The sequence below is a fragment of the Cupriavidus sp. a3 genome, assembly GCF_051015765.1.
In the GTDB taxonomy this organism is placed as follows: Bacteria; Pseudomonadota; Gammaproteobacteria; order Burkholderiales; family Burkholderiaceae; genus Cupriavidus; species Cupriavidus oxalaticus_A.
Genome location: NZ_CP170643.1, coordinates 3667127 through 3692176, shown reverse-complemented (window position 1 = coordinate 3692176; position 25050 = coordinate 3667127). Strand labels below are relative to the sequence as shown.

17 protein-coding genes and 1 pseudogene are annotated in these 25050 nt (G+C 64.1%); 5 read left to right on the top strand and 13 right to left on the bottom strand.

Annotated elements, in window-relative coordinates; translation table 11 throughout:
* Positions 1-1590: a GAF domain-containing sensor histidine kinase gene (locus ACAD63_RS17690; RefSeq protein ID WP_434033064.1), complete on the bottom strand. Its 1590-nt coding sequence runs from the start codon at positions 1588-1590 to the stop codon at positions 1-3.
* 637 nt (positions 1591-2227) lie between these two features.
* Here ACAD63_RS17690 and ACAD63_RS17685 point away from each other — a divergent pair.
* Positions 2228-3436: an NAD(P)/FAD-dependent oxidoreductase gene (locus ACAD63_RS17685; RefSeq protein ID WP_434033063.1), complete on the top strand. Its 1209-nt coding sequence runs from the start codon at positions 2228-2230 to the stop codon at positions 3434-3436.
* Between the two features lie 165 nt (positions 3437-3601).
* Here the strand turns inward: ACAD63_RS17685 and ACAD63_RS17680 are convergent, their stop codons facing one another.
* Positions 3602-9136 (bottom strand): trifunctional serine/threonine-protein kinase/ATP-binding protein/sensor histidine kinase, encoded by a 5535-nt coding sequence (locus ACAD63_RS17680; RefSeq protein ID WP_434033062.1) that lies wholly within the window; start codon positions 9134-9136, stop codon positions 3602-3604.
* Positions 9137-9448: 312 nt separating this feature from the next.
* A complete protein-coding gene (locus ACAD63_RS17675; RefSeq protein WP_434033061.1) occupies positions 9449-10486 on the bottom strand; it encodes a LysR substrate-binding domain-containing protein in 1038 nt (345 codons plus the stop codon).
* Between the two features lie 360 nt (positions 10487-10846).
* Here ACAD63_RS17675 and ACAD63_RS17670 point away from each other — a divergent pair, with 360 nt between their 5' ends.
* Positions 10847-11254 carry a response regulator transcription factor gene (locus ACAD63_RS17670; protein WP_434033060.1) on the top strand — a complete coding sequence of 136 codons (408 nt, stop codon included), beginning with the start codon at positions 10847-10849 and terminating at the stop codon, positions 11252-11254.
* A 52-nt stretch (positions 11255-11306) separates the two neighbouring features.
* Here ACAD63_RS17670 and ACAD63_RS17665 read toward each other — a convergent pair whose 3' ends face one another.
* Positions 11307-11981: a response regulator transcription factor gene (locus ACAD63_RS17665; RefSeq protein WP_434033059.1), complete on the bottom strand. Its 675-nt coding sequence runs from the start codon at positions 11979-11981 to the stop codon at positions 11307-11309.
* 579 nt (positions 11982-12560) lie between these two features.
* Between ACAD63_RS17665 and ACAD63_RS17660 the strand changes: the two genes are divergently transcribed.
* Positions 12561-13088 (top strand): lecithin retinol acyltransferase family protein, encoded by a 528-nt coding sequence (locus ACAD63_RS17660; protein WP_434033058.1) that lies wholly within the window; start codon positions 12561-12563, stop codon positions 13086-13088.
* A 136-nt stretch (positions 13089-13224) separates the two neighbouring features.
* On the opposite strand, the gene ACAD63_RS17655 is transcribed toward ACAD63_RS17660, so the two are convergent.
* The 5 genes from ACAD63_RS17655 to ACAD63_RS17635 form a co-directional block, all read right to left on the bottom strand.
* Entirely contained in the window at positions 13225-14748 is a 1524-nt protein-coding gene (locus ACAD63_RS17655; RefSeq protein WP_434033057.1) for an MFS transporter, read from the bottom strand.
* Between the two features lie 26 nt (positions 14749-14774).
* Positions 14775-15953: an efflux RND transporter periplasmic adaptor subunit gene (locus ACAD63_RS17650; protein WP_434033056.1), complete on the bottom strand. Its 1179-nt coding sequence runs from the start codon at positions 15951-15953 to the stop codon at positions 14775-14777.
* Entirely contained in the window at positions 15950-17365 is a 1416-nt protein-coding gene (locus tag ACAD63_RS17645) for an efflux transporter outer membrane subunit (RefSeq protein WP_434033055.1), read from the bottom strand. The genes ACAD63_RS17650 and ACAD63_RS17645 overlap by 4 nt, the downstream gene beginning before the upstream one ends.
* 523 nt (positions 17366-17888) lie before the next feature.
* A complete protein-coding gene (locus ACAD63_RS17640) occupies positions 17889-18344 on the bottom strand; it encodes a MarR family winged helix-turn-helix transcriptional regulator (RefSeq protein ID WP_434033054.1) in 456 nt (151 codons plus the stop codon).
* A gap of 303 nt (positions 18345-18647) precedes the next feature.
* On the bottom strand, positions 18648-19040 hold the full coding sequence (locus ACAD63_RS17635; RefSeq protein ID WP_434033053.1) for a tyrosine-type recombinase/integrase: 393 nt from the start codon (positions 19038-19040) through the stop codon (positions 18648-18650).
* 126 nt (positions 19041-19166) lie between these two features.
* On the opposite strand from ACAD63_RS17635, the pseudogene ACAD63_RS17630 reads away from it, so the two are divergent.
* A pseudogene (locus tag ACAD63_RS17630) lies at positions 19167-20336 on the top strand (ATP-binding cassette domain-containing protein); the annotation flags it as partial.
* 105 nt (positions 20337-20441) lie between these two features.
* Here the strand turns inward: ACAD63_RS17630 and waaC are convergent.
* Positions 20442-21428 (bottom strand): lipopolysaccharide heptosyltransferase I, encoded by a 987-nt coding sequence (waaC, locus tag ACAD63_RS17625; RefSeq protein WP_133094042.1) that lies wholly within the window; start codon positions 21426-21428, stop codon positions 20442-20444.
* 211 nt (positions 21429-21639) lie between these two features.
* Here waaC and ACAD63_RS17620 point away from each other — a divergent pair, with 211 nt between their 5' ends.
* Positions 21640-22230 carry a peroxidase-related enzyme gene (locus tag ACAD63_RS17620; RefSeq protein ID WP_135704804.1) on the top strand — a complete coding sequence of 197 codons (591 nt, stop codon included), beginning with the start codon at positions 21640-21642 and terminating at the stop codon, positions 22228-22230.
* A 40-nt stretch (positions 22231-22270) separates the two neighbouring features.
* Here the strand turns inward: ACAD63_RS17620 and ACAD63_RS17615 are convergent, their stop codons facing one another.
* From ACAD63_RS17615 to ACAD63_RS17605, 3 genes are all read right to left on the bottom strand, one after another.
* Positions 22271-22783, bottom strand: coding sequence for a hypothetical protein (locus tag ACAD63_RS17615; RefSeq protein ID WP_133094044.1), 513 nt, complete (start codon positions 22781-22783; stop codon positions 22271-22273).
* Between the two features lie 99 nt (positions 22784-22882).
* The gene (gene rng, locus ACAD63_RS17610) at positions 22883-24349 is read right to left on the bottom strand and encodes a ribonuclease G (RefSeq protein WP_133094045.1); all 1467 of its coding nucleotides are present in this window, start codon (positions 24347-24349) and stop codon (positions 22883-22885) included.
* Between the two features lie 89 nt (positions 24350-24438).
* Positions 24439-25041 carry a Maf family protein gene (locus ACAD63_RS17605; RefSeq protein WP_135704805.1) on the bottom strand — a complete coding sequence of 201 codons (603 nt, stop codon included), beginning with the start codon at positions 25039-25041 and terminating at the stop codon, positions 24439-24441.
* Positions 25042-25050: the final 9 nt, after the last annotated feature.

The following is a 25050-nucleotide window of genomic DNA, read 5'->3' as shown; positions in this document are numbered from 1 at the left end:
CTATCCTTGGCCCCCAGGCACAGTAACCTGAAATTCAGCGCCGCGAGGCACGTCCGCATTCAGTCGTAGCGTTCCTCCGTGAGCCTGTACTATCGAGCGGCAAATGGACAACCCCATGCCCATTCCGCTGACCTTTGTTGTGCAGAACGGATCAAAGATGCGCTCCGCATTCGCCGGAGGGACACCCGGCCCTGAATCGCGCACTGTGACAACGACACCTCCCGATTCGTCCCTACCGGTGCGAATCATCAGTTCTCGCGCCTCGTTGTCAGTGGTGCTCATTGCTTCAATGGCGTTCAGGATCAGATTCAGCATGGCCTGTTGGAGTTGTATTCGGTCTCCTTGTACGAGTGGGAGGTTTTCGGAAAGCGCCATCCGCACAGCAACGTTGTTCTTGATCGCCTCGGCGCGCGTCAGGGCAATGACCTCGCCAATCGCCTCGTTGATCTGCACCTGCTCCTTTTCCATTGGGGCGTTCCTGACGAGACCGCGTATGCGGTTCATCATCTCGCCGGCGCGCTTCGCGTCCCTGGTGATCCGTTCCAACGCCTGTTCGACTTCGTCCAGATTCGGTGGCTGTGCGCACAACCAGTGCAGACCAGCTTCGGCATTGGCGGCGCACGCGCTCATCGGTTGCTTCAGTTCATGACTGATCGAGGCCGTGAGCTGTCCCATGGTGGTAATACGGTTGGCATGCGCCAACGCAGCCTCGATCTCGCGGTAGCGGCGCTCGCTTTCTCGCGCTTCCGCCTCGGCGCGCTTACGCTCTGTCAGATCGAGCACGAAGGCGACGCCTTGGTTCGCCCTCTCGTCGAAGCTCGCCACGCCAACCAGCACTGGCGCGCGGCTGCCGTCCTTGCGGAAATATTCCTTCTCGAACGGTTCCAGGCGGCCAGTGCGTTTGGGTTCCGGTAGCCATTGCTGAAGATCGCGGTCGAGCCAATCAGGCGGGGTCAGGTCGGTCCAACTGAGGCGGCCGGAGGCGAGATCGTCGCGTTCGTAACCGACGATGCGCAGGAACGCGTCATTGGCATCGATAATCCGGCTGCCGAACTCCCAGATGAAGATCCCGATAATGTCAGCGTCGACCAGCCGCTGGATTTTCGCTTCGCGCTCTTCGAGCTGCTTGTGCAATGCTGTCAACGCACTCAAGTCAGCCTGCAAAACGTCGCGGCACAGTAGCAGAAGCCTGAGGAACAACCCGCTATAGTCGTTTCTTTTTTTGTCAAGCACGCAGATCGTGCCGAATATCTCGCCATCGGGCCAACTTATCGGGACACCCAGGTACGAAATCATTCCCAGCTTGATGTCGGGGTTCGACTTCCACGCTTCGTCCTGGAGCGCGTCAGGCACAAGCAAGGGCTGACGCGTCTTCATCACGGTCTCGCAATAAAGCCCCGTGTTTAAAGCCGCAGTTTCAGACGCTTCGTAAGGATTCCCTTCGGACTCGCTGGAAACGAAGACTTCGATATCAGAGGGGCCAACCTGCATGATCAGCGCGGAAGGAACGTGCATGATCTCTGCCAACAGGTCGACGATCTCTTGCCATTTTTTGACAGTCTCTGGAGGAACGCGGATTGAATGCGGCATGGTTGATGTTGCCCAGTAGAAGGATCGACTTCATCTAATCCTATTTCTGCGACAAGGGGGCGCCTGATTGCGATGACGAGTTCCTTGCTCGGCTTAAATGGTAGACCTTGTTCGAGCCGATTACGACGTGACCTTGGCTCCGCATTCCATGGGACCAGGATGGATTCGCATGGTCGCCTTGGCACCGTCTCCCCAAAAGGCCCCTGCACAGCGTGAGTTGTCTTCCTGCTGGAGCGCTGGAAGAGAGCGATCCACCGGACCGCATTTCGCGATGGCCGACATATCGCGCGGTAGTGCCCAACGCCTCACCGCGATGCGTCCGGGGGAGAAAACCGTTTGTGTCGGTGAGTCGGTATCACCAGCGCTGGTTCCGATTGGTGTCGATGCGGAAACAGAGTGGGTACGTTGGCCACACTACTGGTGCCGCGGATCGAAGGCTACGATTTTCTCCAAGCGGTGCCTGCGACTTTCCAGAGCAGGTCCAGCGAACATCCCGCGCCGGCCTGGTTTTGCCGGCGTTGCGCCCGACGGTGAATAAGGGGAATGCCGCGGCCGGATCCGGCGAATTGGACCCAAGTTCGGCCGCCAGGTCCGGGGGGCTGAAAACTCTGCAACTGAAAGATGTGAGGTAACCACCATGAAACGTAGGATCCTGATTGTAGGCGGCGGCTTTGCCGGACTTTGGACAGCTCTCGGCGCGGCGCGCGTTGTCGATATGCAGCGCGATGCTGCTGCGGATGTCGAGATCACGCTGGTGGCGCCGCAACCTGAGCTCCACGTCCGTCCGCGCCTTCACGAAGCCCACCCGGCGCGGATGGCGGTGCCGTTCCTCCCGGTGCTCGATGCCGTCGACGTCAGGTTCATCGAAGGCACGGTCGAGCGCATCCATGTGGCTGACCATTGTGTCGATATCAGAACGGCCGATGGCCAAACCAGAGTTGAAGGCTACGAGCGCCTGGTCCTTACCAGCGGCAGCCGCCTGTTCCGCCCGCCGCTTCCGGGCCTGGCCGAACACGCATTCGCGGTGGACCAGCTGCATGAGGCGGTGGCATTGCGCGAACATCTGGAATGCCTGGCCTTGCAGCCGGATGGTCCGCTGCGCAATACCTTGGTCGTCGTCGGCGGTGGCTTTACGGGGCTGGAAGTGGCGACCGAACTGCCGCAGCGGCTGCGCGCGATCCTCGGCGATGGCGTGCGCCCCCGCATCGTGATCGTGGAGCGTGCCGATGCGATCGGCCCGGATCTCGGGCCCGGCCCGCGCCCGCAGATCATGCAGGCACTGGACCAGCTCGGCATCGAAACCCGTGTTGGCGCAGGCGTTGTCTCCGTAGATGCCGCCGGCGTGGTGACCGCGACCGGGGAGCGGATCGACGCAGGCACCGTCATCTGGACGGGCGGCATGATTGCCAGCGGATTGACGGCACAAGTCTCTCCTCACCTCGACCGCCAGGGCCGCATGGAAGTCACCGCGGACCTGCGCGTGACTGGCACAAAAGATGTGTTCGGCGCCGGCGACGTCGTGCGAGCGCTGACCGATGACGACGGGCACTATTCGCTGATGTCATGCCAGCACGCGCTGTACATGGGGCGATTTGCCGGCCATAACGTTGCCGCGGACCTGCTGGGCTTGCCAACGATCGCATACCGGCAGGACTTCTATGCCACATGCCTGGACTTGGGCGAGTGGGGCGCTGTCTATACCGAGGGCTGGGATCGGCAGGTCAAGCTGACGCACGCCGAAGGCAAGGAACGCAAGCTGCTGATCAATACCCAGTGGATCTATCCGCCGGCCGCGGACCGGGAACAGGCGCTGGCCGCGGGCAATCCCAACGTCTCATACGCCTGAGGCATTCTCGCAGTTCCTCCGGGCCGACGCTTCTCCCTCGCGGGCGTCGGCTTACTGTCTTATCCAGCACTGGCTCACCCGCGCGCGGGAGAAGAAAGCTTGCTAACAGCGTGGTCAGCAAGTTAGGTCTTGCATTGCCGGCGACGCAACAAGCGGGAGGGGCCATCACGCTTCATCTCGACACGCAAGCACAGTGAACCGCACCACAGCACCATGGGGCACGCCATTGCCAAGCGACAGCTCACCGCCATGCGTATCGATGATTGAACGACAGATTGACAGTCCCATCCCGAGACCTGTTGGCTTGGTGGTGTAGAACGGCGCGAACGCCTGCTCGGCGCTTTGCGAGGCAAAGCCCGGTCCAGAATCGCACACAGTCACAAGCACGCAACCAGCGCCGGCCTCACCAGTGCTGATGCGCAGTTCTCGGACGCCATCGCTGACCTCGCTCATCGCCTCGAGTGCATTGATGATCAGGTTCAGCAGCACCTGCTGAAGTTCAACCCGATCACCTTCAATCAAAGGTAGGCCGTCGGCAAGCCGGGTCTGGACCTCGGCACCGCTCTTCGCGATCTCGCCACGGGTCAGCTCGATGACCTCGCGGATCGCCTCGTTGATGTCTACCGGTTCCTTGCGCGGTGGCGCCTTCCTCACTATCTCACGGATGCGCCGCAGCACATCGCCGGCCCGATTGGTATCCTTGATGATGCGTTCCAGCACTTGGCCGACCTCGTCGATATCGGGTGGCTGGGTGCCCAGCCAGCGCAACGCTGCCTGGGCATTGGTCACCGTCGCGGCAATCGGCTGGTTCACTTCATGCGCGATCGATGCCGTGAGTTGTCCCATGGTGGCCAGCCGGTTCGCGTGCGCCAACTCGTTCTGCACGTCCCGGTAGCGCCGCTCGCTCTCGCGCACGCGCTCTTCCGCCTGCTTGCGTTCGGTCAGGTCGAGTACGAACGCGACACCTTCCTTGCGATTGTCCGCGAACATCGCCAGGCCGACGATGACTGGCAAGCGGCTGCCATCCTTCCTGATGTACTCCTTCTCGAAAGGCAGGGCGCTGCCCGTGCGCACGGCATGCGCCAGTGCCTGTGCGCTGTCGGCACGTAGTTCCTCGGGCGTCAGGTCAGTCCAGCGCACGCGTCCCGAGATCAGGTCCTCGCGCTCGTATCCGACCATGCGAAGAAATGCATCGTTGGCTTCGATGATGTCACCGCTGGCGTTCCAGACGATGATGCCGATAATGTTGGCATCGACCAGGCGGCGGATCTTGGCTTCGCGCTCAGCCAGATCACGGTACAGACGCGCATTGTCCAGCGAGCTCGAGGCCTGCGAGGCAACCAGCTTCAGTACGGCGATGCGGGCGGGGCTGAACACGCGCGCCGTCAGGTTGTTCTCGAGGTAGAGTGCGCCGGTAAGCTTCCCCTGGTTCATCAGCGGCATGCACAGAATCGACCTGGCGCGGTGCTGACGGATGTAGGGATCCGCGTCAAACGAAGGGTCTGAAGCGGCATCGTCAAGAAAGACACTCTGGCCTGTACGCAGCACATGATAAAGAACTGACTCCGGCAGCATCGCACCGTTCACTGGCTCGTCGCGCAGCTGCAGCCGGGGCGCGTCGCCCCCGGTAGTTGCCTCTGCGGCGATCCGATGCTCGCCGCCGTCCGCCAGGATCAGAAGGCCGCGCTCGGCGCCGGCCTGTTCGATGGCGGTGCGCATCACCATGTCGATCAGCTTGTCCAGCACGATCTCGCCTGACGCCGCCTGCGATACCTTGAGCACGGTAGCAAGGTCGAGGTGCTCTACGGGCGTTGCGATCGTACTGGTCGGGCCGGGGGTCGATTCTTCCGTCCTCAGGTACGGATAGCGCTCCTCGAGCTGCCGCACCTTTCCTTCGGCGCCCCACCGCAGGTAGCCGTAGCGGGCGTCCTGCAAGTAGACTCGGGCAACTTTCTCGAGACCACGCGCGGCGTAGAAACTGGATGCAAGTTCGTTGGCGAGCGCCTCGCTGTGGACAAAGCCGGTCTCCTGCGCCGCACGAATGGCCTGTTCGTACAGCTGTTCAGCCTCCACCACGCGGCCTTGGACGCGGGCGATCTCAGCAGCGACCAGGGTGGCGCGATCGGTGAAATTCTCCGGGCAGTGCTGCGCCCAGGCGCGGAGCTCGCGATGGTGCGCGGTCATCGCCCGCAGGTGCTGCGCCCGTTCGCTGGCCGGCGCGAGGTCGCACCATGCGGCCAGCGCGAGCGCGCCGTAGAAGTGATATTCCGCTTCCTCGAAGAACGAGGACGAGGTCCAGAGCAGCGGTTGCGCCTTCACCGCGGCCGCTATGGCTGAGGCATGGTCGCCGGCGAGATAGCACGCCTGCAGCTTCCGGATCCAGTACCAGCACTCGGCAAGTGCGAGGTCGGGGCTGCCGGCCAGATGTGCTTCGGCGGTGGCTTCTCGGAACTCATCGTCATCAAGGCAGCCGAACGCCGGTGTCAGCCCTCGCAGCATGCGTACCAGCGCGAGTTGCGTGGTGATGAAGTCAACAACCAGGCCAAATCGCACCTTCTGTGCATAGGCAAGGCCGCGCTCGGCTTCTCGCTGGACCTCGGGCAGCGGCTCGCCGGCGAAGAGCAGGTCCGAGTTGAGGCTGTTGCCCGCGTAGGCGCCATATGGCAGGTCGCCGATGCGATCGGCGGCGTCAAAGGCGCGGCGCAGCAAGGCACGGCAGGTTCGCACCGGCTTCAGCCAGCGCACAACAAAGATTGAAAAGCACAGGTAAGTCTTAGCCTCGAAACGCTTGAGTCCGCGCCGGTCGACCAGCTCGCACCCCAGCAGTCCGAACCGGTATCCTGCCTGGTAGTCGCCGAAGCGCCGACCCGCGACCCGGCCAACATTGGCATAGAGCACGCACGAGGCATCGCAGTTGCCCCGCTCTAGGCTCAGGCTGACCGCCTTGCAGATCGTCAGGCAAGCCAGGTTTGCATCTGTCTGCAAGGCCGGGGCGAACAGCTTGCTCAGCGCCTCGACGGTACCGAGTGAGGCGGCATCTTCCATCAGCGGCAAGTCGACCAGGTCCTCGATGGTTCGGTCGCCAAGCCGCGACCAGATGCGGTCGTATTCGCGCCGCACGTCAGCATCGTCCGGATGCGGCGACCAGTCGATGCCGACATGCCGCAGGTAGGCGAGACAAACTTCGACCGCCCGGTCGCTCCGGTCCAGCACCAGGTAGACATCCAGCTGCAGGCACGTCACCAGCGCCTTCTCAACCGTCGTGGTGGCGCGCTCGGACAGCGCCATCAGGCGCTCGTCCGCGATTGACAATTGCCCGGTAAGGAATTCGCATTCGGCCCGATTCAGCTCGAGGGTAAAAATCAGGTCATGCCGGCGCTGCCAACAATCGTCGTCCAGCAACTCGGCACTGCTGACCAGGTAAGTCAGGGCCGATGCATAGGCGGTTGCAGCCTTTGCGCGCTGGCCCGCAAGCAGGTTGAACTCTGCCAGCTGCTCGCGTTCGTCCTGCGCGGTAATCAACGCTGCGCCGCGATTGAGCTGGCCCGCGATCTCGAAACTTGCCTCCGCGCGCCTCTCCGGCGGTGTCTGTGCGGCAAGCAGACGCCCGATGCGCAAATGGGCCTGGGCACGCGAAGCGGCGGGGATCAGCGAATAGGCGGCTTCATGGACCCGATCATGGACAAAGGCGTAGGCACCGTCCTGCCGCTCGACCAGCTCCTGGCGGATTGCCTCCCACAGCGCAACGCTGACCTCGGGCTGCGGTACGCCGAGCGCGGTCGAGAGCGCGCCGAAACTAGCGACGTTGCCGAGGCAGGCAAGCTGCTGCAACGCTTGCTGCGTCGCGACCGGCAGGCGGGTCAGCTTGCCGGCCATCAGCTCCACCACATTGTCGGTGTAGCCCTTGGCATGGATGCTGTCGGGATCCCAGCGCCATTGCCTCGCGTCATGGTCAAAGGCGAGCAAGCCTTCGTCGACCAGCGCATGCAGGAACTGGATTACGAAGAAGGGGTTACCGCCGGTCTTGTCATGCACCAACTGCGCCAGCGGCGCAACGCGTTCCGGCTCGGCGTGCAAGGCCTCTGAGATCAGCTGGGACACGTGTTCGCTGGCAAGCGGCGCCAGCGTGATGGCGTCAACCCTGACACCTGCGTTGCGGATCGCATGGAGCTTTAGCGTCAGCGGATGCATGGCGTCGACCTCGTTGTCGCGATAGGCGCCGATCAGCATCAGGTGGCGCATGTCAGAGCCGGTGAGCAGCTCCTCGATCAGGTCGAGCGTCGCGGCGTCGAGCCACTGCAGATCGTCAAGAAACAACGCAAGCGGGTGCTCAGGCCGGGCAAATACGCTGATGAAGCGCCCGAACACCAAGAGGAAGCGGCGTTGCGCCTGTTGTGGCTCAAGTATGGGCACCGGTGGCGGTTCGCCGATGATCAGTTTCAGTTCTGGAATCAGGTCAGTCATGAGCCGGGCGTTTGGATCCAGCGCCTCGAGCAACGCGGCGCGCCAGCCGGCCAGTTCCGTGTCGCGTTTGCCAAGCAGTGGCCGCACCAGGGCCTGGAACGCCTGCACCAGTGTCGAATACGGAATATTGCGCTTGTACTGGTCGAATTTGCCGGATGCGAACAGCCCTCGTGGCGGCACCAGCACCTTGTGCAGTTCATTGACGACCGAGGACTTGCCGATGCCGGAATAGCCGGAGACAAGCACCAGCCCCGGCACGCCCAGTTCGACTGTGCGTTCGAAGGCGGCCACCAGCGTGCCGACCTCCCGCTCGCGTCCGTACAGCTTCTCGGGAATCAGCAGGCGGTCAGGCGTGCCGTGTTCGTCCAGCGGAAAGTCTGCAATGCTGCTGTGCCGGTGCCAGTCATCCAGGCAACGCTGCAGATCGTTCCCGACACCGGCGGCGGTCTGGTAGCGCTCCTCGGCCGTCTTGGCGAGCAGCTTCATCACGATGCCCGAGATCACGGGCGGAACGCTAGACACCCGGGCGTCTGGCGGCATCGGCTTGCGCGCGATATGGCAATGCACCCATTCCATTGGATCGGCGGCCGCGAATGGCAGTGCGCCGGTCAGCATCTCGTACAGCGTCACGCCCATCGCATAGAGGTCGCTGCGCGAATCGATCGAGCGATTCATCCGGCCGGTCTGCTCGGGCGCCATATAGGCCAGCGTGCCGGCAATGGTCTCGGGGGGCTCAGGTGGCTGCCGCTCGCGCGGCAGCCGCGAGGCGAGGCCGAAGCCGGTCAGGCGCGCGTGGCCATCCGCGCAGTTCACCAGGATGTGCGCAGGCTTGAGATCCTTGTGGACCAGACCGCGACGATGCAGCTTCCCCAGTGCCGCGGCGATACAGATCGCGAGCCGCAGGAAATCCGCCACCTCCATCGGGGCGCCCAGCAGACGCGAAAGGGGCTCACCGCCCGGGTCCTCCAGCACCAGCTGGGTCCGGCCGGCCTCGCGCACGATCTCCAGCGGGCGCACCGCCCAAGCCCCATCCAGTTCACCTTTCAGGTCAAGCTCGTGCGCCAGACGATCCAGCGTGGCAGGCAAGGGATGCTCGGCCGCGGGCCGGGCGAGCAGCACGGACTGGACAGAGCCGTCGACCGGGCGCACCGCTCGGCAAAAAACGCGCTCGCCATCGTCCCAAGGAGGCTGGTCCCGCGAAGCCAGGAGGGTGCTAGCCGTCGGCGCCTGAACCATTTGCAGCTCTCCGTCTGCCGCGCTGCCATCAGCTGCCACCTGACATGCGACCGGAAATCAGACAGGTCCGATTCGATCGGCCCGGATCGGCGCCGAGTTACAACACGGCATCTTTTCGATCACCAAGGCTGCGGATGCAGCATCCTAGAGAATACACCTTGGGGACGCTATCGGCGCCGGGGGGTGGTCAGGAAAGAAGCCACCGAGCCACCGCTTGCAAGAGCTGTGTGCGCGGATAGCGTTAAAGGCACATGGATAAAACGATTTTGCGGCGAGCGGGCGCAATCGGTAGGAACAGCGCGCGGCGAACTCTCAAGCGGCAAGCTTCTCCGTACAGTGCTGGGCATCGACTGGGTGAAAGCCGGCGAGGTCGTCCCGATCCAGCGCGCGAATCTCCTCGGTCATGAAATCGATGAAGACCCGGGTACGCCTCGGCAAATGCTGCCGACACAGGTAGCAGATATAGTGGGCGCAGTCATCCGGCATATACCGCGGCAAAGCCATGACCAGCTCATCGCGCGCAAGGGGATCGCGGATCTGGTATCCCGCCATTTGCGCGATGCCGCGGCCATCCAGCACCGCCTTCATGACCAGTTCCGCGTCATTGAAGGTCAGCCTGGCTGCCGGAAGGTGCTTGCGGACATGGCCGTCGACCTTGAACTCCCACTCGGAGACACAGCCTCCGGGGTACCTAAAATTGATGCAGTCATGCTCGCTCAACTCTTCCAGCGTGGATGGCAGTCCCCGCCGTGCGGCGTAGGTGCGGGATGCACAGAGCACCCTTCGCATCGGGGCCAGCGGCTTCGCTATGATGCTCGAATCCTCGATGCGGCCACTGCGAAACGCGACATCGATCTGTGCAGCGGCGAAATCCGCTGGCCTCTCATCCAGCATCAGGTCGACGGCGATGTCGGGAAAGGTCTCGGCAAACCGGGAAAGCAGCGGTGCGACTACCTTGCGCCCGAAGTCGACCGGCGCGCTGATGCGAAGTAAGCCGCGCGGCGGGCCTTGGCGCAACTCCAGCATGTCGTTCATCGCCTCGACGATATGGGCCACGCCGCGGTTGCAGTTCTCGAAGAACCTCTCGCCCTCCCGCGTCAGCTGGGTTGACCGCGTGGTACGCAGGAACAGGCGTGTGCACAACTGTGCTTCGAGCTTCTGCACGTTGCGGCAGACCGCCGAGCGACCGACTCCCAGTCGTTCCCCGGCCCTGGCGAAGCTTCCCTCGGTTGCGACCGCCATGAAGGCGATGATTCCCGTGTAGCTGGCCGAGAAGCATGAGGACAAGCCGTCGGAGGAATGTGACAAGCCAACGCGAAAGCCAGGCTTCGAGGTATCCGATTGCATCATTGCTGACTCCGCTCTTCCTTGAAATGCTCGCGAGGCTCGGCGCGTTCGCTTTGCCCTTGAGCAAAGGGTAGGTCGGGGCGTGCAGCACGGCCATCCTACGCAGCGGTGCCGCTGACCCTACGTACGCTTTGGACGCTCATACTCAGGTATGACGCCGAACAATGACGGCGAGCGAAAGTGCTGCACCGGTCCCACTGATGCTTTCCTCGCAAGAGATTTGCCGGAACCTATACGTTCGTATGATTTCCCAAAACCGCATCGCGATTTAGCCTGCAAACGTAGTGGCACGGTAGCGCCAAGGAGTGTTGGAGAGTTGCTACGGCAGTGCCACGTCGACGCGCGCTGATACCAGGCATTGGCATGCGCGCACGTTGTCGAACCAAGAGGGCCGCTCTTTTGTGTTCCGCTCGAACAGTCTCAATCGTGGACGACGATGAGGGCGTCCGCCTCGCAACAGCTAGTCTAGTGCGCTCGCTGGGCAGGCCGACACGGCTCTTCGCGTCCGCGGAGGAGTTCCTGGCGTCCGGCCACATCGCAGAAACGTCGTGCCTGATTTCCGACGTGATGATGCCCGGCATGTCGGGGCTGGCGATGCACGAGCGCATTCTGGCGCTAGGTTACGCACCGCCCACCATCTTCATCACGGCGTTCCCTAGTTCCGACCTTCAGGCCAAAGCTTTAGCCAACGGTGCGCTGGTCGTACTTGAAAAGCCAGTCAATGTCGGGGCCATTGCGCACTGGCTCAGCATCGCGCTGGACCAGGCGTAGCAATGCGAACACCAGCCGACAGGCATGACTGGCGAATCACCCTGTTGCGATCTCAACTCGCCTTCTTCGGCTGAGGCTTCACACCCAGCGATTCCGCCATCCTGACAAGCTCTGCAACTGAACGCGCTGCCATCTTTTTCATGAGCTGCCCACGGTGGATCTTTACGGTGATTTCGCTGAGGTTAAGTTCGCCGGCGATCTGCTTGTTCATCAGGCCCGCGACCACAAACACCATCACCTCCCGCTCGCGTGGTGTCAGCGAGTCATAGGCGGCACGCAGCGCTGCGATCGAGCGTTCGGCCGCGAGTCGCTCACCATCGCGTGCCAAGGCATTGGCGACCGCATCGAGCATGTCCTGGTCGCGAAACGGCTTAGCGAAGAAGTCGATAGCCCCAGCTTTCATGGCCTTGACCGTCATCGGGATGTCCCCATGCCCGGTCATGAAGACAATCGGCATGCGTACGCCGCTCTTTCCGACCTGCTCCTGAAAGGCCAGGCCGCTTTCGCCGCGTAACCTGACGTCCAGGATCAGGCAGCTCGGCACGTCGTCCTTCGGGAAGGCCAGGAACTCCTGAGATGATTCGAAGGTTTCCACTCGTAGCCCGACCGAGCGTAGCAAGCCACACAGCGCGAGCCGCATCGACTCGTCATCGTCAACCACATAGACCACAGGTGCTTGGCGGTCGTCTGGCTTGTGGCCCGAAGTCGAATGCGACGATGAACTCATCTCGTCTCCCGTTTTTTGGGCTGGCACCGGCATCACCGGGGATTATGCTCGCTATTTTAGGTGATTCGGACGGGCCAAATGGCGGCTGGACCATGGGGCCCGTTGGCAGGGCCGGGCTTTGTCCGAGTGAATTATGGATCACTATGTAGGTCGGGCGAGAGCGCCTCTGCCTCGCGCACAAAGACGGGGATTCCCGCTGACGCAGTAATGACGGAATGGATGAGTCATGTAATTGAAGCCTGCATCGTTGCCTTGGGTCTCCAGATGGCGCTGGCTCCGATATATACCGCGGTATGAGCGTTAGACGCCAATGTAGGAGCAGCAGCAGCCGTCCGTAGAATGGGTTTCACGGTGCCGGGGACCTACCCTTGTATCGAAGGCCAGTGCGATTGCTATGCGGCCGCACAGGCCTGAAGCCACTCTGAAATCAACGCAGTGAAGCCCTTTCCCGAGGAGGACTCTTCCTCGGCGGGACGCCCTTTGCCCTTGATCGGGCGAATGTGGCCAGCGCTCCGGTGAGTCCATTATGAAGTCCGCCAGCGGTACGGGAGTCATTGCCAGGCCAATTCGCGGCTCGCCATGGAAACACTGTACTTCGACTGGCTCGCAGCGTCGCCAGAGGCGGCCAGCGCAGCATCCACGATCGCCATCGGTGCCCATCTCATTACCGAGCGCGATGGCTACATCCATCATGGCATCTATGCCGGGGCGGGGCAGGTCATCCACTATGGCGGCTTTGACCGTTCCGCGAAGCGCCGCCCCGTCGAGACCATTCCGTTGCCAGGTTTTGCGTCAGGCAAGGGTTTCAGGGTCCAGGTCGATCCGAACGCGATCTATGTGGGGCCGGAAGTGGTGGAGCGGGCCAGGTCGCGCCTGGGCGAAGACCGGTATCAGTTCCTGACCAACAACTGCGAGCATTTCTGCAGCTGGTGCGTGTCAGGCGTCGGGCGCAGCGAACAGGTACGCCGATGCCTGCGCAACCCGTGGCTGGGCATCCGGACGCTTTTCATGCTCGCGCGCGGACAACTCCATGCGATGCGCGGGCGAGTAGGGCGCGTGCGCCGGTATCGCCAGCGCATCGCAGGTGCAGGGGTGCTCGCGGAGTGAGCAGAAGGGCTGGTTGCCCTTGTTTTCCCCACTGGAACGCGCATCAGCCTGGTCACCATCCTCCTGACAGTGCAGGCCCCAGCGCAATCGCGCGCTGTTGTCTCGTTGCTGTTGTCTCGTCGCTGCCGGCTCGTAATTACCGGATCACCCTCTGCACCAGGCTGACCATGATCGCGAGCACCGCCAATGCCGCCAGCGCGCGGAAGTGGTCGAGATTGGCCAGTAGCGCCGACTGCTGCGCCAGCACCTGCGCGACCTGCGCCATGGCGAGCTCCGAGGCGCGAGCGGGATCCATCGAAGCCGAGAGCGCCGCGGTATAGCGCGCCATGGTCTCCTGGAACTGCGGGCTGCCAACATTCACGGCGCCATGCAGCGTGCTGTAATGCAACGTCGTCAGCCATTGTTGCCCGACCGTGGCAATGGTCACGCCCAGCGCCGTCCCTATCTGCCCCAGCATGTTCTTGGTCTGCTGCGCATTGGAGAACACCGACTCGTCGTGTGCGACACCGTTGAAGGTCTGCATGGCGGTGATCGGGATCAGCGTCATGATGAATACTCCATAGAGCGCCAGCGCGGGCAGCACATGGCCCCACAAGTCAGGCGCAGGCGGGAGACGGCTCATCAGCCAGGCAGAAGCCGCGAGCGCCGTGAAGCCCCCGACAAAGTACTTACGCGGGCTGGGCCAGCGCGGCAGCAAGCGCGACATCACGATCCAGGTTGCGATAGCGGCCGCGAGGCCCAGTGCGTAGAACTCGCCGGCGGTGGACCATGAATGCCCCAGCGAGCGTTGCAGCACGATTGGCAGCAGGTAGCCGTTCGCGCCGAGCGTGACGTAGCAGAACGTAAAGAGCGTCAGCCCGCTCAGGTAGCGCGGCTCGACCAGGCTGCGCAGCTTCAGCAGCGGCCGCTGGCTACGGGATTCGCTCCAGACAAAGGCAAGCAGCGCGCCGGCGCCCGCTACCGCGCCGGACGCCAGCCACAGCCGGTCGGCATAGAAATCGTAGTAGGAGCGCTGCAGCACATACAGGACCAGGAAACTACCCACCGCCAGCGCGGCCAGCCGCAACAGGTGCGCATCGGAGCGTTGCGCCGGCGCTACCGTGGCCGCGGGCAGGATGCGGGTGGCCGGCAGCACCGCCAGCGCCGCCGCGGCGGCCACCCAGAAGATCAGCGGCCAGTGATCCGCGGTGACGATGGCCGAGGCCAGCCACGGCGCGATCGCCATGCCGGAGCAAACACCGATGACCAGGGCCCTGATGCCGAGAAAGCGCGCGGGGCCTGGCGGAATCAGGTTGACCGCCAGCCGCGACGAGGTCACCATGCCCGCGCAACCCAGCGCCATCACCATGCGGCCGGCCAGGAATGCCGGATAGCTACCGGCGTTCGCGCACAGGACCGCACCGAGCGCCGTGGCGACGAGTGCGGCCTGGACATAGCGGCGCCAGCCGATGCGTTCCACCATCCAGCGCTGCAGCGCGATCATGACCACCGCCACGCTGGCGTAGGCCGAGGCGACGGTGCTGTACTCCTCGGGACTGGCGCCGATCTCGCCCATGATCGGGGCGGTGGCAAAGGCGACCATGCCGTTCTGCAGGAAGTCGATCAGGGTCAGTGCGCTGATCGTCATCAGCAGCAGGCGTGGGGGCTTGGCGGGCGTCATGGCAGTGTCTCCGGGAGGTGGCTGGCTTACAGATTCGCTTCGACAATGCGGCGCACCACTTCATCGGCACGCGCCAGCTCGTCGGCGAACACCGTGGTGCGGTAGTTTCCGCTCTCCCCATCGGCGGCGACCAGCCGCTTGCCGTCGCGGACGCTCGTATCAATCGAGACCTTCATCGACAGGCCGATCTGCAGCGGATGGGCAGCGATCTCGGCAGGTGTCAGCGCGATGCGCACCGGCACGCGCTGCACCACCTTGATCCAGTTGCCGGTGGCGTTCTGCGCCGGCAGCAACGCAAAGGCGCTGCCGGTGCCGGCGTCCTGCCCGACGACACGGCCGTGGAACACTACGTCGTCGCCGTAGAGGTCGGTGGTCAGCGTGACCGCCTGGCCCAGGCGTACATCGCGCAGCTGCGATTCCTTCAGGTTGGCCGTGACCCACAGGCGGTGCAGCGGCACCACCGACATCAGCGGCACCCCGGCGCTGACGCGCTGCCCCACCTGGACAGAGCGCTTGGTGACCACGCCTGCCGTCGGCGCGGGAATGCGCGTGCGCGACAGCGCGATGCTGGCATTGCGCACTTGCGCCGCGGCCGCCTGCACATCAGGGTGCGAGTCCACCGAGGTGCGCTCGACCAGTGCCTGGTTGCGCTTGAGCTGCTCGGTCGCCATGGCCAGCGACGCCTTCGCGGTGCGCACGGCCTGCCTGGCATGGATGAGTTCTTCGCCGGAGATTGCGCCGCTGGCGGCCAGCGCCGTGCGGCGCTCCAGGTCTTCCTGCGCGCGTGCCAGGTCCACCGAGCGCAGCTCCACGTTCGCACGGTCCTGGCCTGCGGCGGCGAACTGTCCGCGCACCTGGCGCACGGTGCGCGCCAACTGGGCCTGCGCCGCGGAAAGAGCGAGCTGCGCATCCACGCCATTGAGCTCGATCAGCGTCTTGCCGGACTCAACCATATCCGTGTTGTCAGCGAGGATCGCGGTGACCACTCCCCCGACCTGCGACGTCACCTGCACCACATTGCCTTCGACGTAGGCGTTTTCCGTCGATACCTGATGGCGTTGGTATTGCACCCAGCAGCCGGTCGCCACGGCAAGACAGACGGCGGCCAGAATGCCGGCAACGATGCGCCGGCCCCGCGGCGGGCGCGGTGCGGGCGGCTCTATCTGGCTGGCGTTGGCGGGATTCGGTTGGCTGGCGGGTGTCATGATGCGTTCCTTGATGAAGGGGGCGTGGCCGGAGCGGCACCGATTGCGGGCACGGAGGCTGTGTCGTATCCGCCGCCGAGGGCGCGGATCAGTTCCAGGTGAAGCGAGCGCTCCTGGGTTTCGAGGTCGATCAGCAGCTGCTTCTGCTGCAGCACCTGGCCTTCGGCCGAGAGCACCTGAAGGTAGTTGCCGACGCCGCTGCGGTAGCGCGCCACGGCCAGGTCATAGGCTTCCTGCGTCAGTTGCAGCGCTTGATGCTGTTCGCCAGCGCGCTCGGCGTGCCAGCGCAGCGACACCAGCTGGTTGACCACATCGTGCAGCGCGGTGACCAGCGTGGCGTTGTACTGCTCGACCGCGGCGTCATACTCCGCTTGCCTGGCGCCAAGGTTGGCGCGCAGGCGGCCGCCGTCGAAAACCGGCAACGATAGCGCCGGTCCGATGCCGAAGGTGCGGCTGCCGGCCATCAGGAAGTCGGACAAGCTCAGGCTCTGGAGGCCGGCAAAGGCAGTCAGGCTGATGTTGGGATAGAACTGGGCCTTGGCCGCCTTGATGTCATGGCCGGCGGCTTCGACCCGCCAGCGCTGCGCCACGACGTCGGGCCGGCGGCCGATCAGCTCGGCCGGCAGCGAAGCCGGCAATACCGTGACGAAGCTGTCGCGCAGCCGGGGGCGGCGGATTTCGGCACCGGCGTCCGGCCCCTTGCCCGTCAGCGCGGCCAGCTGGTTCTGCGTGAGCGCAATGACCTCGTTGACGGCAGCCAGCCGTTCGCGCGTGGCGGGCAGTGCTGACTCTGCCTGCTTCATGTCGAGGCGCGAGTCGAGCTGTGCGGCAACGCGCTGGCGCGTCAGCTCCAGTGCGTTCTGGCGTTGACGGTAGGTCTGCTCGGTCAGCTCCCGCTGCGCGTAGGCGGCATCGAGCCTCAGGTAAGTCCGCACCACAGAGGTGGTCAGCACCAGTTCCGCTGCGTCGTAATTGACCTTGGCGGCGCGCGTCCGATCGAGCGCGGCGTCGAACGTCGCCTGGTTCTTGCCCCAGAAGTCCAGTTCGTAGCCGAGGCCGAACAGCACGTCGCTGTTCCATCGCCAGCCGCCCGCCAGCGGCGGCGGCGCGGCGCCGTTCTCGCTGAAGCGCTGGCGCATTGTCCTGGCGCTCAGGTTGGCCTGCGGATACAGCGCCGCTTCCGCGCTGCCTGCCAGCGCTCCGGCCTGGCGCACCCGCGCCGCAGCAATGCGCAACGTCGGCTGCCCGGCAAGCGCCGCTTCGACCAGGCCATCCAGTTGCGGGTCGCCGAAGCCTTTCCACCACGCCGGCTTTGGCCATGCCGCAGGCGAGACAGGCGTAACACCCAGCGACGCGCTCGCGGCAAGGCGGTTGGCATCGTCGATGCTGGCCTGCGTCTGCAATCCCTTCATGCTGGCACACCCCGACAGCAGAAGGATTGCGCCAAGTACGCCAACGCACGGCAGGGCCCCGGCGATAGGCCGCCGCCGCATCGTCGGGGATCGATGCCTGGCAAGCGACATGCGAAAGAAGGCAGCCAACCGCTTTGCGGTGGGAATGATCACAATGGACTGGATAGAGAAGAACATGATGAGGAGCGCGCATGGCGCGATCTGTGAGCGCATGGATGCCGGCGACGGACCTGATCGATGGCATGCGACGGCGAGCCATCGGGGCCGCTTCACTTGTCCAGTGGGCCGCAAGCCCTAAGACAAGGGTAGGGGGCGAGCAGCGTAACGCCCATGCTACGGTCGGGTTGCGGTGCCCCTACCTAGGCTGAGTGCACTCATACGCGGGTATTAGCCATGATGGCAAGGCGCCACATGTAGAGGTCTGGAATCGAAGTGCATGACCTTTCAGGAACCATCCTTGAATACTTCGCATGCCTGCTCAGGCTAAATATGCCTAGGCAGATAAATATGCAAAAAAATACGCTCAGCCTCTGTTCGAATTGGCCAGAATGCGATGGAGCAGGCCGCGAAGTGTCTCGGCATCGGTTTCACTAAAGCCTGAGAGCATGCTGCGGAACGCGGACTCGGTACCCTGCCGGGCCTGCGGGAACACCGCCTTGCCTTGCTCGGTGAGCTCGACGATGTAACTGCGCCGGTCCGCGGGATTGTCCACCCGGCGAATGATTCCCTTGGCCTCGATACGATCCAGCAGGCGTGTCATCGCGCCCGAGTCGTAGCCGAGCAGCTTGCAGAATTCGCTGAGTGTGCGGCCTTTGCCAGACACGATGCTGTTCAGGACCACGAACTGCGCCGCGGTGATCTGCAGTGGCAGCAGCTCGCGCTCGATGCCGGCAAGCAGATGATTGCGGACTTCGGTGACGAGATAGCCCAGTTCACCTGAACTCAGCTCCGCAAGGACCGAACGTTTCCGTGCTTGCATGGCAGCTCCATTGGTTCGACGCAATATAGCTGCCTGGGCAGGCATTGTCAATGGGAGTCAAAGGTCTTGCACGCACCAATTTAAGATGCGCTTTCGAAGTCCCTTGGAGCACTATGGCTGGTGACATCCGTGATTGTAACGATGGAGCATGCGGGCTAACACCCAGGAAAATAAGAGGGCCGGCCGGGATACGCCCTTATGCTCTGCAGCGCATAAGGGCGTTTAGGCACAGTTGTTGGTTATGTGAAGCTCGTCGCCTGACGCCAGCTGGCGCTGGATCGCCGGCGACGAGACTGCGCATAATTAGAGCTGTTGCAAGAAGGCGAGTACGCTGTCCGAAGGCTTGAACCGGAAGGAAGCCGCTTCGGCCGGCGCCAGCTTCTCAAGCGCCCGTTCCTTGGTGGCCAGATCGGCATCGATATAGACGTGGGTCGTTTCGATGCTCTCGTGTCCGAGCCAGAGCGCAATGAGGCTGATATCGACGCCCGATTGGAGCAGATGCATGGCCGTCGAATGACGCACGACATGCGGCGAGATCCGTTTGCCGATCAGGCTCGGACATTGCGAACCAGCTTGATCGACGGCCTGCTGCAGGATGCAGTCGACGCCGTTGCGCGACAGCTGCCGGCCGCGATGACTGGGGAACGCGATCGGCGTATGGGTTGGCTTTAGTTCGTCGAACCACGTCTTTAGCACCCGCGCCGTGTTGGACCACAGCGGGATGCTGCGCTCCTTGCGGCCCTTTGAGGTGTTCTGTCCAGCGCGGACACGTCTGGTTCATGCTGCAGCTAGTCGACTGAGGTAGCTTGCAGCGACTTCGCCCAGACCTACACCAACAACGCCGCCTACGTGGTGGAAGAGGCGGTTGGGGGCTACAAGGTCGTCAAGCTGCACGGCGGCGAGCAGTACGAGCTGTCGCGCTTCCGCATGGTCGCGGAGCGGCTGAAGAATTACTCGATGCGCATGGCGGTGGCTGGCGGCCTGAACCAGCCGGTCACGGCGTTCCTGGCCGCGCTGGCATTGTCGGTGGTCATTACCATCGCAATGGTGCAGGCGCAGGCCAACCAGACCACGGTCGGCGGCTTCACCGGTTTTGTGATGGCAATGCTGCTGCTGATTTCGCCGCTGAAGCACCTGACCGACATCAACCAGCCGCTGACGCGCGGTATTACCGCCGCCGAGATGATCTTCCGGCTGATCGACGAGCCGATCGAGCCGCAGGACGGTGGCAAGGCCATCGGCCGCGCGCGCGGCGAACTGGACTTCGAGGGCGTCGGCTTCCGCTATGGCGAGGCACAGCGGCCTGCGCTGCAGCAGATCGACCTGCGCGTGAGCCCGGGCGAGGTGGTGGCGCTGGTGGGGCCGTCGGGCAGCGGCAAGACCACGCTGGTCAACCTGGTGCCGCGCTTCTTCGACCCGACCGAAGGGCGAATCCTGCTGGACGGCGCGCCGCTGGGCGAGCTGGCCTTGAAGGACCTGCGCAACCAGATCGCCTTTGTCAGCCAGGACGTGGTGCTGTTCAACGATACGGTCGCCGCCAACGTGGCGTATGGCGCGCATGGCGAGACCGAGATCGACATGGCGCGCGTGGAGCGTGCGCTGGCGGCGGCGTACCTGACCGAGACCGTCAAGGGCCTGCCTGAGGGGCTGGATACCAATATCGGCGACAACGGCATGAAGCTATCCGGTGGCCAGCGCCAGCGCCTGGCAATCGCCCGTGCGCTGTACAAGGACGCGCCGATCCTGATCCTGGACGAGGCCACCTCCGCGCTGGATTCGGAATCGGAGCGCCAGGTGCAGGCGGCGCTGGAAGAGCTGATGAAGGGCCGGACCACGCTGGTGATCGCGCACCGGCTGTCGACCATCGAGAATGCCGATCGTATCGCCGTGCTCGACCATGGGCGCGTCGCGGAGCAGGGCACCCACGCCGAACTGCTGGCGGCCAACGGCCTCTACGCCGGCCTGCACCGGATCCAGTTCGCGACCCAGTAAAGGTCGGCGGCGCGGCAGGGCGCTCCTGCCGCGGCCATGACGAAAAAAGGGCCGGCACGTCGGATATCGTGCCGGCCCTTTTTTGGGTTTGCTGGTTGAAGCCGCTCAGTTGGGCGAAGCCACCGGCGGCTGCTGTGCCATCACTTCGTCGATGGCGGCGAGCACCTGCTCGCGCGTCGGCACCACGCCATGCCCGCCCATCGAGACCGCGCGGCCCGGCGTGTTGACGCCATACAGTTCGCGCGAGGTCGTCGTGAAAAGCAGCACGGTCGGGCGGCGCATCGCATCGGCGATATGCACGAAGCCCGTGTCCATGCCCACCACCAGCGACGACTTGCCCACCACCTGCGCCAGCCCGGTGATGCTCAGGCGCGGCATCACTTCCGCACCGGGCACGCTTGCCGCGATCGTCTCGGCTTCCTTGCGTTCGGCATCGTTGCCCCAAGGCACCAGTACGCGCAGGCCGCGCGCGGAGATCGCGCTGCCCACGGCAATCCAGTCAGCGATCGGCCACTTCTTCTCTTCGCTGGATGTGGCGTGGAACAGCATCGCATACGGGCCCTTCGCCGCGGGGGCGGGCGTGTCCCCGGACATTTCGAGGCCGTAGTGCATTTCCTTGGTGAGTTCATAGCCGAACGCGCGGCTGACCGCGCGGCGCATGCGCTGCCTGGCGCAATCCTCTTCGAGCACGGGCTGGAACACATGGTTATAGCCGAAGCGCGCACCGCTTTCGCCCAGTTCCGCCACCGGATAGCCCCAGCGGTGCCGTGTGCGCGCCAGCCGAGTCACGATCGCGCTCTTGTACACGCCATGGACGTCCAGCACCGCATCGTACTTCTCGCGCCGCAATTCGCGCAGTGCGCGGAAGATCTCCCGCAGCCCGGCCCAGCTGCGTGCCTTCTTGAAGCTGCGCAGCGGCGCGGCGATGACACGCTCGATATTTGGGTTCCAGCGCGGCACGTCGGCGCAGTAGGAGTCCGCGATCCAGTCAATCTTCACGCCGGGGAATGCGCGCTGCAGGTCGGCGACCAGCGGCAGCGTGAATACCATGTCGCCCAGCGAGGTCAGCTTGACGATGAGAATACGTTTCATCGGGAAGGGTTGGCGCATGCGGCCAGGGGCGCTCGCCTTGTTCAGGAAGGGACGTAGTATGCCTTATCCCGCAGGCATCTGGTTTTGCGATGCATGAGCAACATGGTGCACGGCCTTGTCCCGGCGATCCGGTAGACTTTGAAGCAGTACCCGGCAATAACCATCAGGGCCGACAAGGTCGACGAGAACATATCGCCAACAGGAGACAACCATGCCCGCCACAGCCTTCCCCATCAGCCGCTACCCTGTCCCCGCGCTCAAGGACCTCCCCGACGACATCCGCACCCGCATCCTGGAAGTCCAGGACAAGGCCGGCTTTGTCCCTAATGTCTTCCTGGCGCTGGCGCATCGCCCCGACGAATTCCGTGCCTTCTTCGCCTACCACGACGCGTTGATGCTCAAGGAGGGCGGCCTGACCAAGGGCGAGCGCGAGATGATCGTGGTGGCGACTTCCGGCGCCAACCAGTGCCTGTATTGCGTGGTGGCGCATGGCGCGATCCTGCGCATCTACGAGAAGAAGCCGCTGGTAGCGGACCAGGTTGCGGTGAACTACCTGAAGGCCGATATTCCCCCGCGCCAGCGGGCCATGCTCGACTTTGCGATGAAGGTGTGTGAGGCGTCGCATGACGTCGGCGACGCGGATTTTGCCGCGCTGCGCGAGCATGGGTTCTCCGACGAAGACGCGTGGGATATCGCCGCGATCACCGCGTTCTTCGGGCTGTCGAACCGGATGGCCAACACCATCAGCATGCGCCCGAACGACGAGTTCTACCTGATGGGCCGCGTGCCCAAGGCGAAGTAGAGCCAGCGAGAGCCAGCGAGAGCCGGCGCGCCGGGGAGGCTCAGCGCACCTCGGCGCAATTTCCGCTCTTGGGGTCGAACAGCACTGGCCAGGCCTGCTCGTAGATGCCCGGCGTGCAGTATTTCTCGCAGCGGTTATGCGCCAGCGTCACGCGGCGCGGGTCCTGCCACACCAGCAGCTTGCACTGGCTGCCGTCGATGGCCTGCAGTTCGATGTGCGGCGTCGTGCGTACCTGGCGGAACTGGATCAGGTTGAACTCGCAGCTGCCGCGCCGCGATACCCACAGTTTCCATTTCAACGCTTCCACCTTGTTGGCGGTGACGTCCATCAGCGCGTCCTCGCGAAAGCCGTCTTCCTCGGTGCGCTTGCATGCGCCGGCGATGGTAATGGTTTTGGGGGCGATCGGGGCCGCGCGTGCCTTCGGTGGCGGCGCTTCGGCAACCGGTGCGGCGGGGGGCGGTGGGGGCGGCCGGCGCTGCGCGATCGGCAGCGGCACGCAGGCGGAGCACACCAGGACGGCCAGCAGGCAGGCCCCATGTTTCGTGGCGTTCATGCTGGACTCCTTCTCGCAACCCTCGACCTTCGCTTAGTTATAGCGGATCGAAGACGAATTAGGAGTAGGACCATCCCGCAGCATGGCGTCAGGCAATGACTACATCAGGATGATGTCGTACTGCTCCTGATGGAAGGTCGATTCGACCTGCAGGGAGATCGGCTTGCCGATGAAATCGCCGAGCATCGCCAGGTGCTGGCTTTCTTCTTCCAGGAACAGGTCGATGACTTCCTGCGAGGCCAGGATGCGGAATTCGCGCGGATTGAACTGGCGCGACTCGCGCATGATCTCGCGCAGGATGTCGTAGCACGCCGTGCGCGGCGTCTTGACCTGGCCCTTGCCGTGGCACACCGGGCATTGCTCGCACAGCACGTGCGCCAGCGATTCGCGCGTGCGCTTGCGCGTCATCTCTACGAGCCCGAGCTGCGAGAAGTTGTTGACGGTAATGCGGGTGCGGTCGCGCGACAGCGCGCGCTTGAGTTCGGACAGCACCGCTTCGCGGTGTTCGGCATTCTCCATATCGATGAAATCGATGATGATGATGCCGCCGAGGTTGCGCAGCCGCAGTTGCCGCGCGATGGTGTGGGCCGCCTCCAGGTTGGTCTTGAAGATCGTGTCGTCGAAATTGCGCGCGCCGACATAACCGCCGGTGTTGACGTCGATCGTCGTCATCGCCTCGGTCTGGTCGATCATCAGGTAGCCGCCCGACTTCAGGTCGACCCGGCGCGACAGCGCCTTCTCGATCTCGGCATCGATATTGAACAGGTCGAAGATTGGCCGCTCGCCGGTGTAGTGCGACAGCCGCGACAGCACCGCCGGCGTGTACTCCTTGGCGAACTCCACCAGCATCTGGTAGTTCTCGCGCGAATCGATCTGGATCACGCCGGTGGCGTCGTTGATGAAGTCGCGCAGCACGCGCTGGGCCAGGTTCAGGTCCTGGTAGAGCAGCGCCGGCGCTGGCAGCGTGGTGGCGTTCTGGCGGATCGTGCCCCAGATCTTGCGCAGGTAGGCGATGTCGTTGCCGAGTTCCTCGTCGGTCGCTTCTTCGGCGATGGTGCGCACGATAAAGCCGCCACGCTCGTCGGCCGGCACCAGGCCCTGCACGCGGCTGCGCAGCGCTTCACGGTCCACTTCGCCCTCGATGCGCTGCGAGATGCCAATATGCGGATCCTGCGGCAGGTACACCAGCGTGCGCCCGGCGATGCTCACCTGCGTGGACAGGCGCGCGCCCTTGGTGCCGATCGGGTCCTTGATCACCTGCACCATCAGCGCCTGGCCTTCGAACAGGGTCTTCTCGATCGCCAGTTGCGGGGTGCCGCCGTTGCGGTCGTTGTCGCGCGGGTGCCAGATATCGGCCACGTGCAGGAACGCGGCGCGCTCCAGGCCGATGTCGATGAAGGCCGACTGCATGCCGGGCAGCACGCGCACCACCTTGCCCAGGTAAATATTACCCACCAGCCCGCGCGTGAGCGTGCGTTCGACGTGCAGTTCCTGGACGGCAGCCTGCTGCACGATGGCAACGCGCGTCTCCTGGGGCGTGATGTTGACGAGGATGTCTTCAGTCATAGCGGTGAAACGCGGTCGCCGGTGGCCCGGCGGTATTGGGGTTGCCCGGCGCGGCCGGGTCTTGTCCTGGGCGGCGGCGTGGCCGCGGCTCAGAACTGCAGGCGGGCCTGGCGAAGTAACGCCGCCGTCTCAAACAAGGGCAAGCCCATGATACCTGAATAGCTGCCCGCGATCCGCTCGACGAACTCGGCCGCGCGGCCCTGGATCCCGTACGCGCCGGCCTTGCCGAGCGGCTCGCCGCTGGCGACGTAGCGCGCGATCTCGTCGGGCCGCATCGGGCGGAAGGTCACTTCGGAGACCGATAGCGCGTGGTGCATGCCCAGGGTGGAAACCACCGTGACCGCAGTGAGCACGCGGTGCGTGCTACCGGCCAGCGCGGCCAGCATGGCGTGCGCATCGGCGGCGTCCCCGGGTTTGCCGAGGATGCGGCCGCCCAGGCAGACGGTGGTGTCGGAGGTCAGCACCGGCGCGTCGGGCAGGGCCCGGCGCTCGCGGCGGCGCAGCGCGGCTTCGGCCTTCAGCGCGCAGACGCGCTGCACGTAGTCGTCGGGCGTTTCGCCGGGCAGGACGGCTTCCAGCGCTTCGGCGTCCTCGTCGTCATCGGCAAGGAGCAACTCGTAGCGCGCGCCCAGCTGGGTCAGCAGTTCGCGGCGGCGCGGGCTTTGGGAGGCGAGGTAGAGGTAGTCGTGCATCGCGGCAGG

What these genes read in the sequence shown, in the direction of transcription:
- ACAD63_RS17670 (WP_434033060.1), top strand. Translation starts at nt 10,847, where the DNA reads ATGCGCGCACGTTGTCGAACCAAGAGGGCCGCTCTTTTGTGTTCCGCT.
- ACAD63_RS17665 (WP_434033059.1), bottom strand. Translation starts at nt 11,981, where the DNA reads ATGAGTTCATCGTCGCATTCGACTTCGGGCCACAAGCCAGACGACCGC.
- ACAD63_RS17620 (WP_135704804.1), top strand. Translation starts at nt 21,640, where the DNA reads ATGCCCGCCACAGCCTTCCCCATCAGCCGCTACCCTGTCCCCGCGCTC.
- ACAD63_RS17655 (WP_434033057.1), bottom strand. Translation starts at nt 14,748, where the DNA reads ATGACGCCCGCCAAGCCCCCACGCCTGCTGCTGATGACGATCAGCGCA.
- ACAD63_RS17675 (WP_434033061.1), bottom strand. Translation starts at nt 10,486, where the DNA reads ATGATGCAATCGGATACCTCGAAGCCTGGCTTTCGCGTTGGCTTGTCA.
- ACAD63_RS17645 (WP_434033055.1), bottom strand. Translation starts at nt 17,365, where the DNA reads ATGAAGGGATTGCAGACGCAGGCCAGCATCGACGATGCCAACCGCCTT.
- ACAD63_RS17605 (WP_135704805.1), bottom strand. Translation starts at nt 25,041, where the DNA reads ATGCACGACTACCTCTACCTCGCCTCCCAAAGCCCGCGCCGCCGCGAA.
- ACAD63_RS17690 (WP_434033064.1), bottom strand. Translation starts at nt 1,590, where the DNA reads ATGCCGCATTCAATCCGCGTTCCTCCAGAGACTGTCAAAAAATGGCAA.
- rng (WP_133094045.1), bottom strand. Translation starts at nt 24,349, where the DNA reads ATGACTGAAGACATCCTCGTCAACATCACGCCCCAGGAGACGCGCGTT.
- ACAD63_RS17640 (WP_434033054.1), bottom strand. Translation starts at nt 18,344, where the DNA reads ATGCAAGCACGGAAACGTTCGGTCCTTGCGGAGCTGAGTTCAGGTGAA.
- waaC (WP_133094042.1), bottom strand. Translation starts at nt 21,428, where the DNA reads ATGAAACGTATTCTCATCGTCAAGCTGACCTCGCTGGGCGACATGGTA.
- ACAD63_RS17650 (WP_434033056.1), bottom strand. Translation starts at nt 15,953, where the DNA reads ATGACACCCGCCAGCCAACCGAATCCCGCCAACGCCAGCCAGATAGAG.
- ACAD63_RS17680 (WP_434033062.1), bottom strand. Translation starts at nt 9,136, where the DNA reads ATGGTTCAGGCGCCGACGGCTAGCACCCTCCTGGCTTCGCGGGACCAG.
- ACAD63_RS17660 (WP_434033058.1), top strand. Translation starts at nt 12,561, where the DNA reads ATGGAAACACTGTACTTCGACTGGCTCGCAGCGTCGCCAGAGGCGGCC.
- ACAD63_RS17685 (WP_434033063.1), top strand. Translation starts at nt 2,228, where the DNA reads ATGAAACGTAGGATCCTGATTGTAGGCGGCGGCTTTGCCGGACTTTGG.
- ACAD63_RS17615 (WP_133094044.1), bottom strand. Translation starts at nt 22,783, where the DNA reads ATGAACGCCACGAAACATGGGGCCTGCCTGCTGGCCGTCCTGGTGTGC.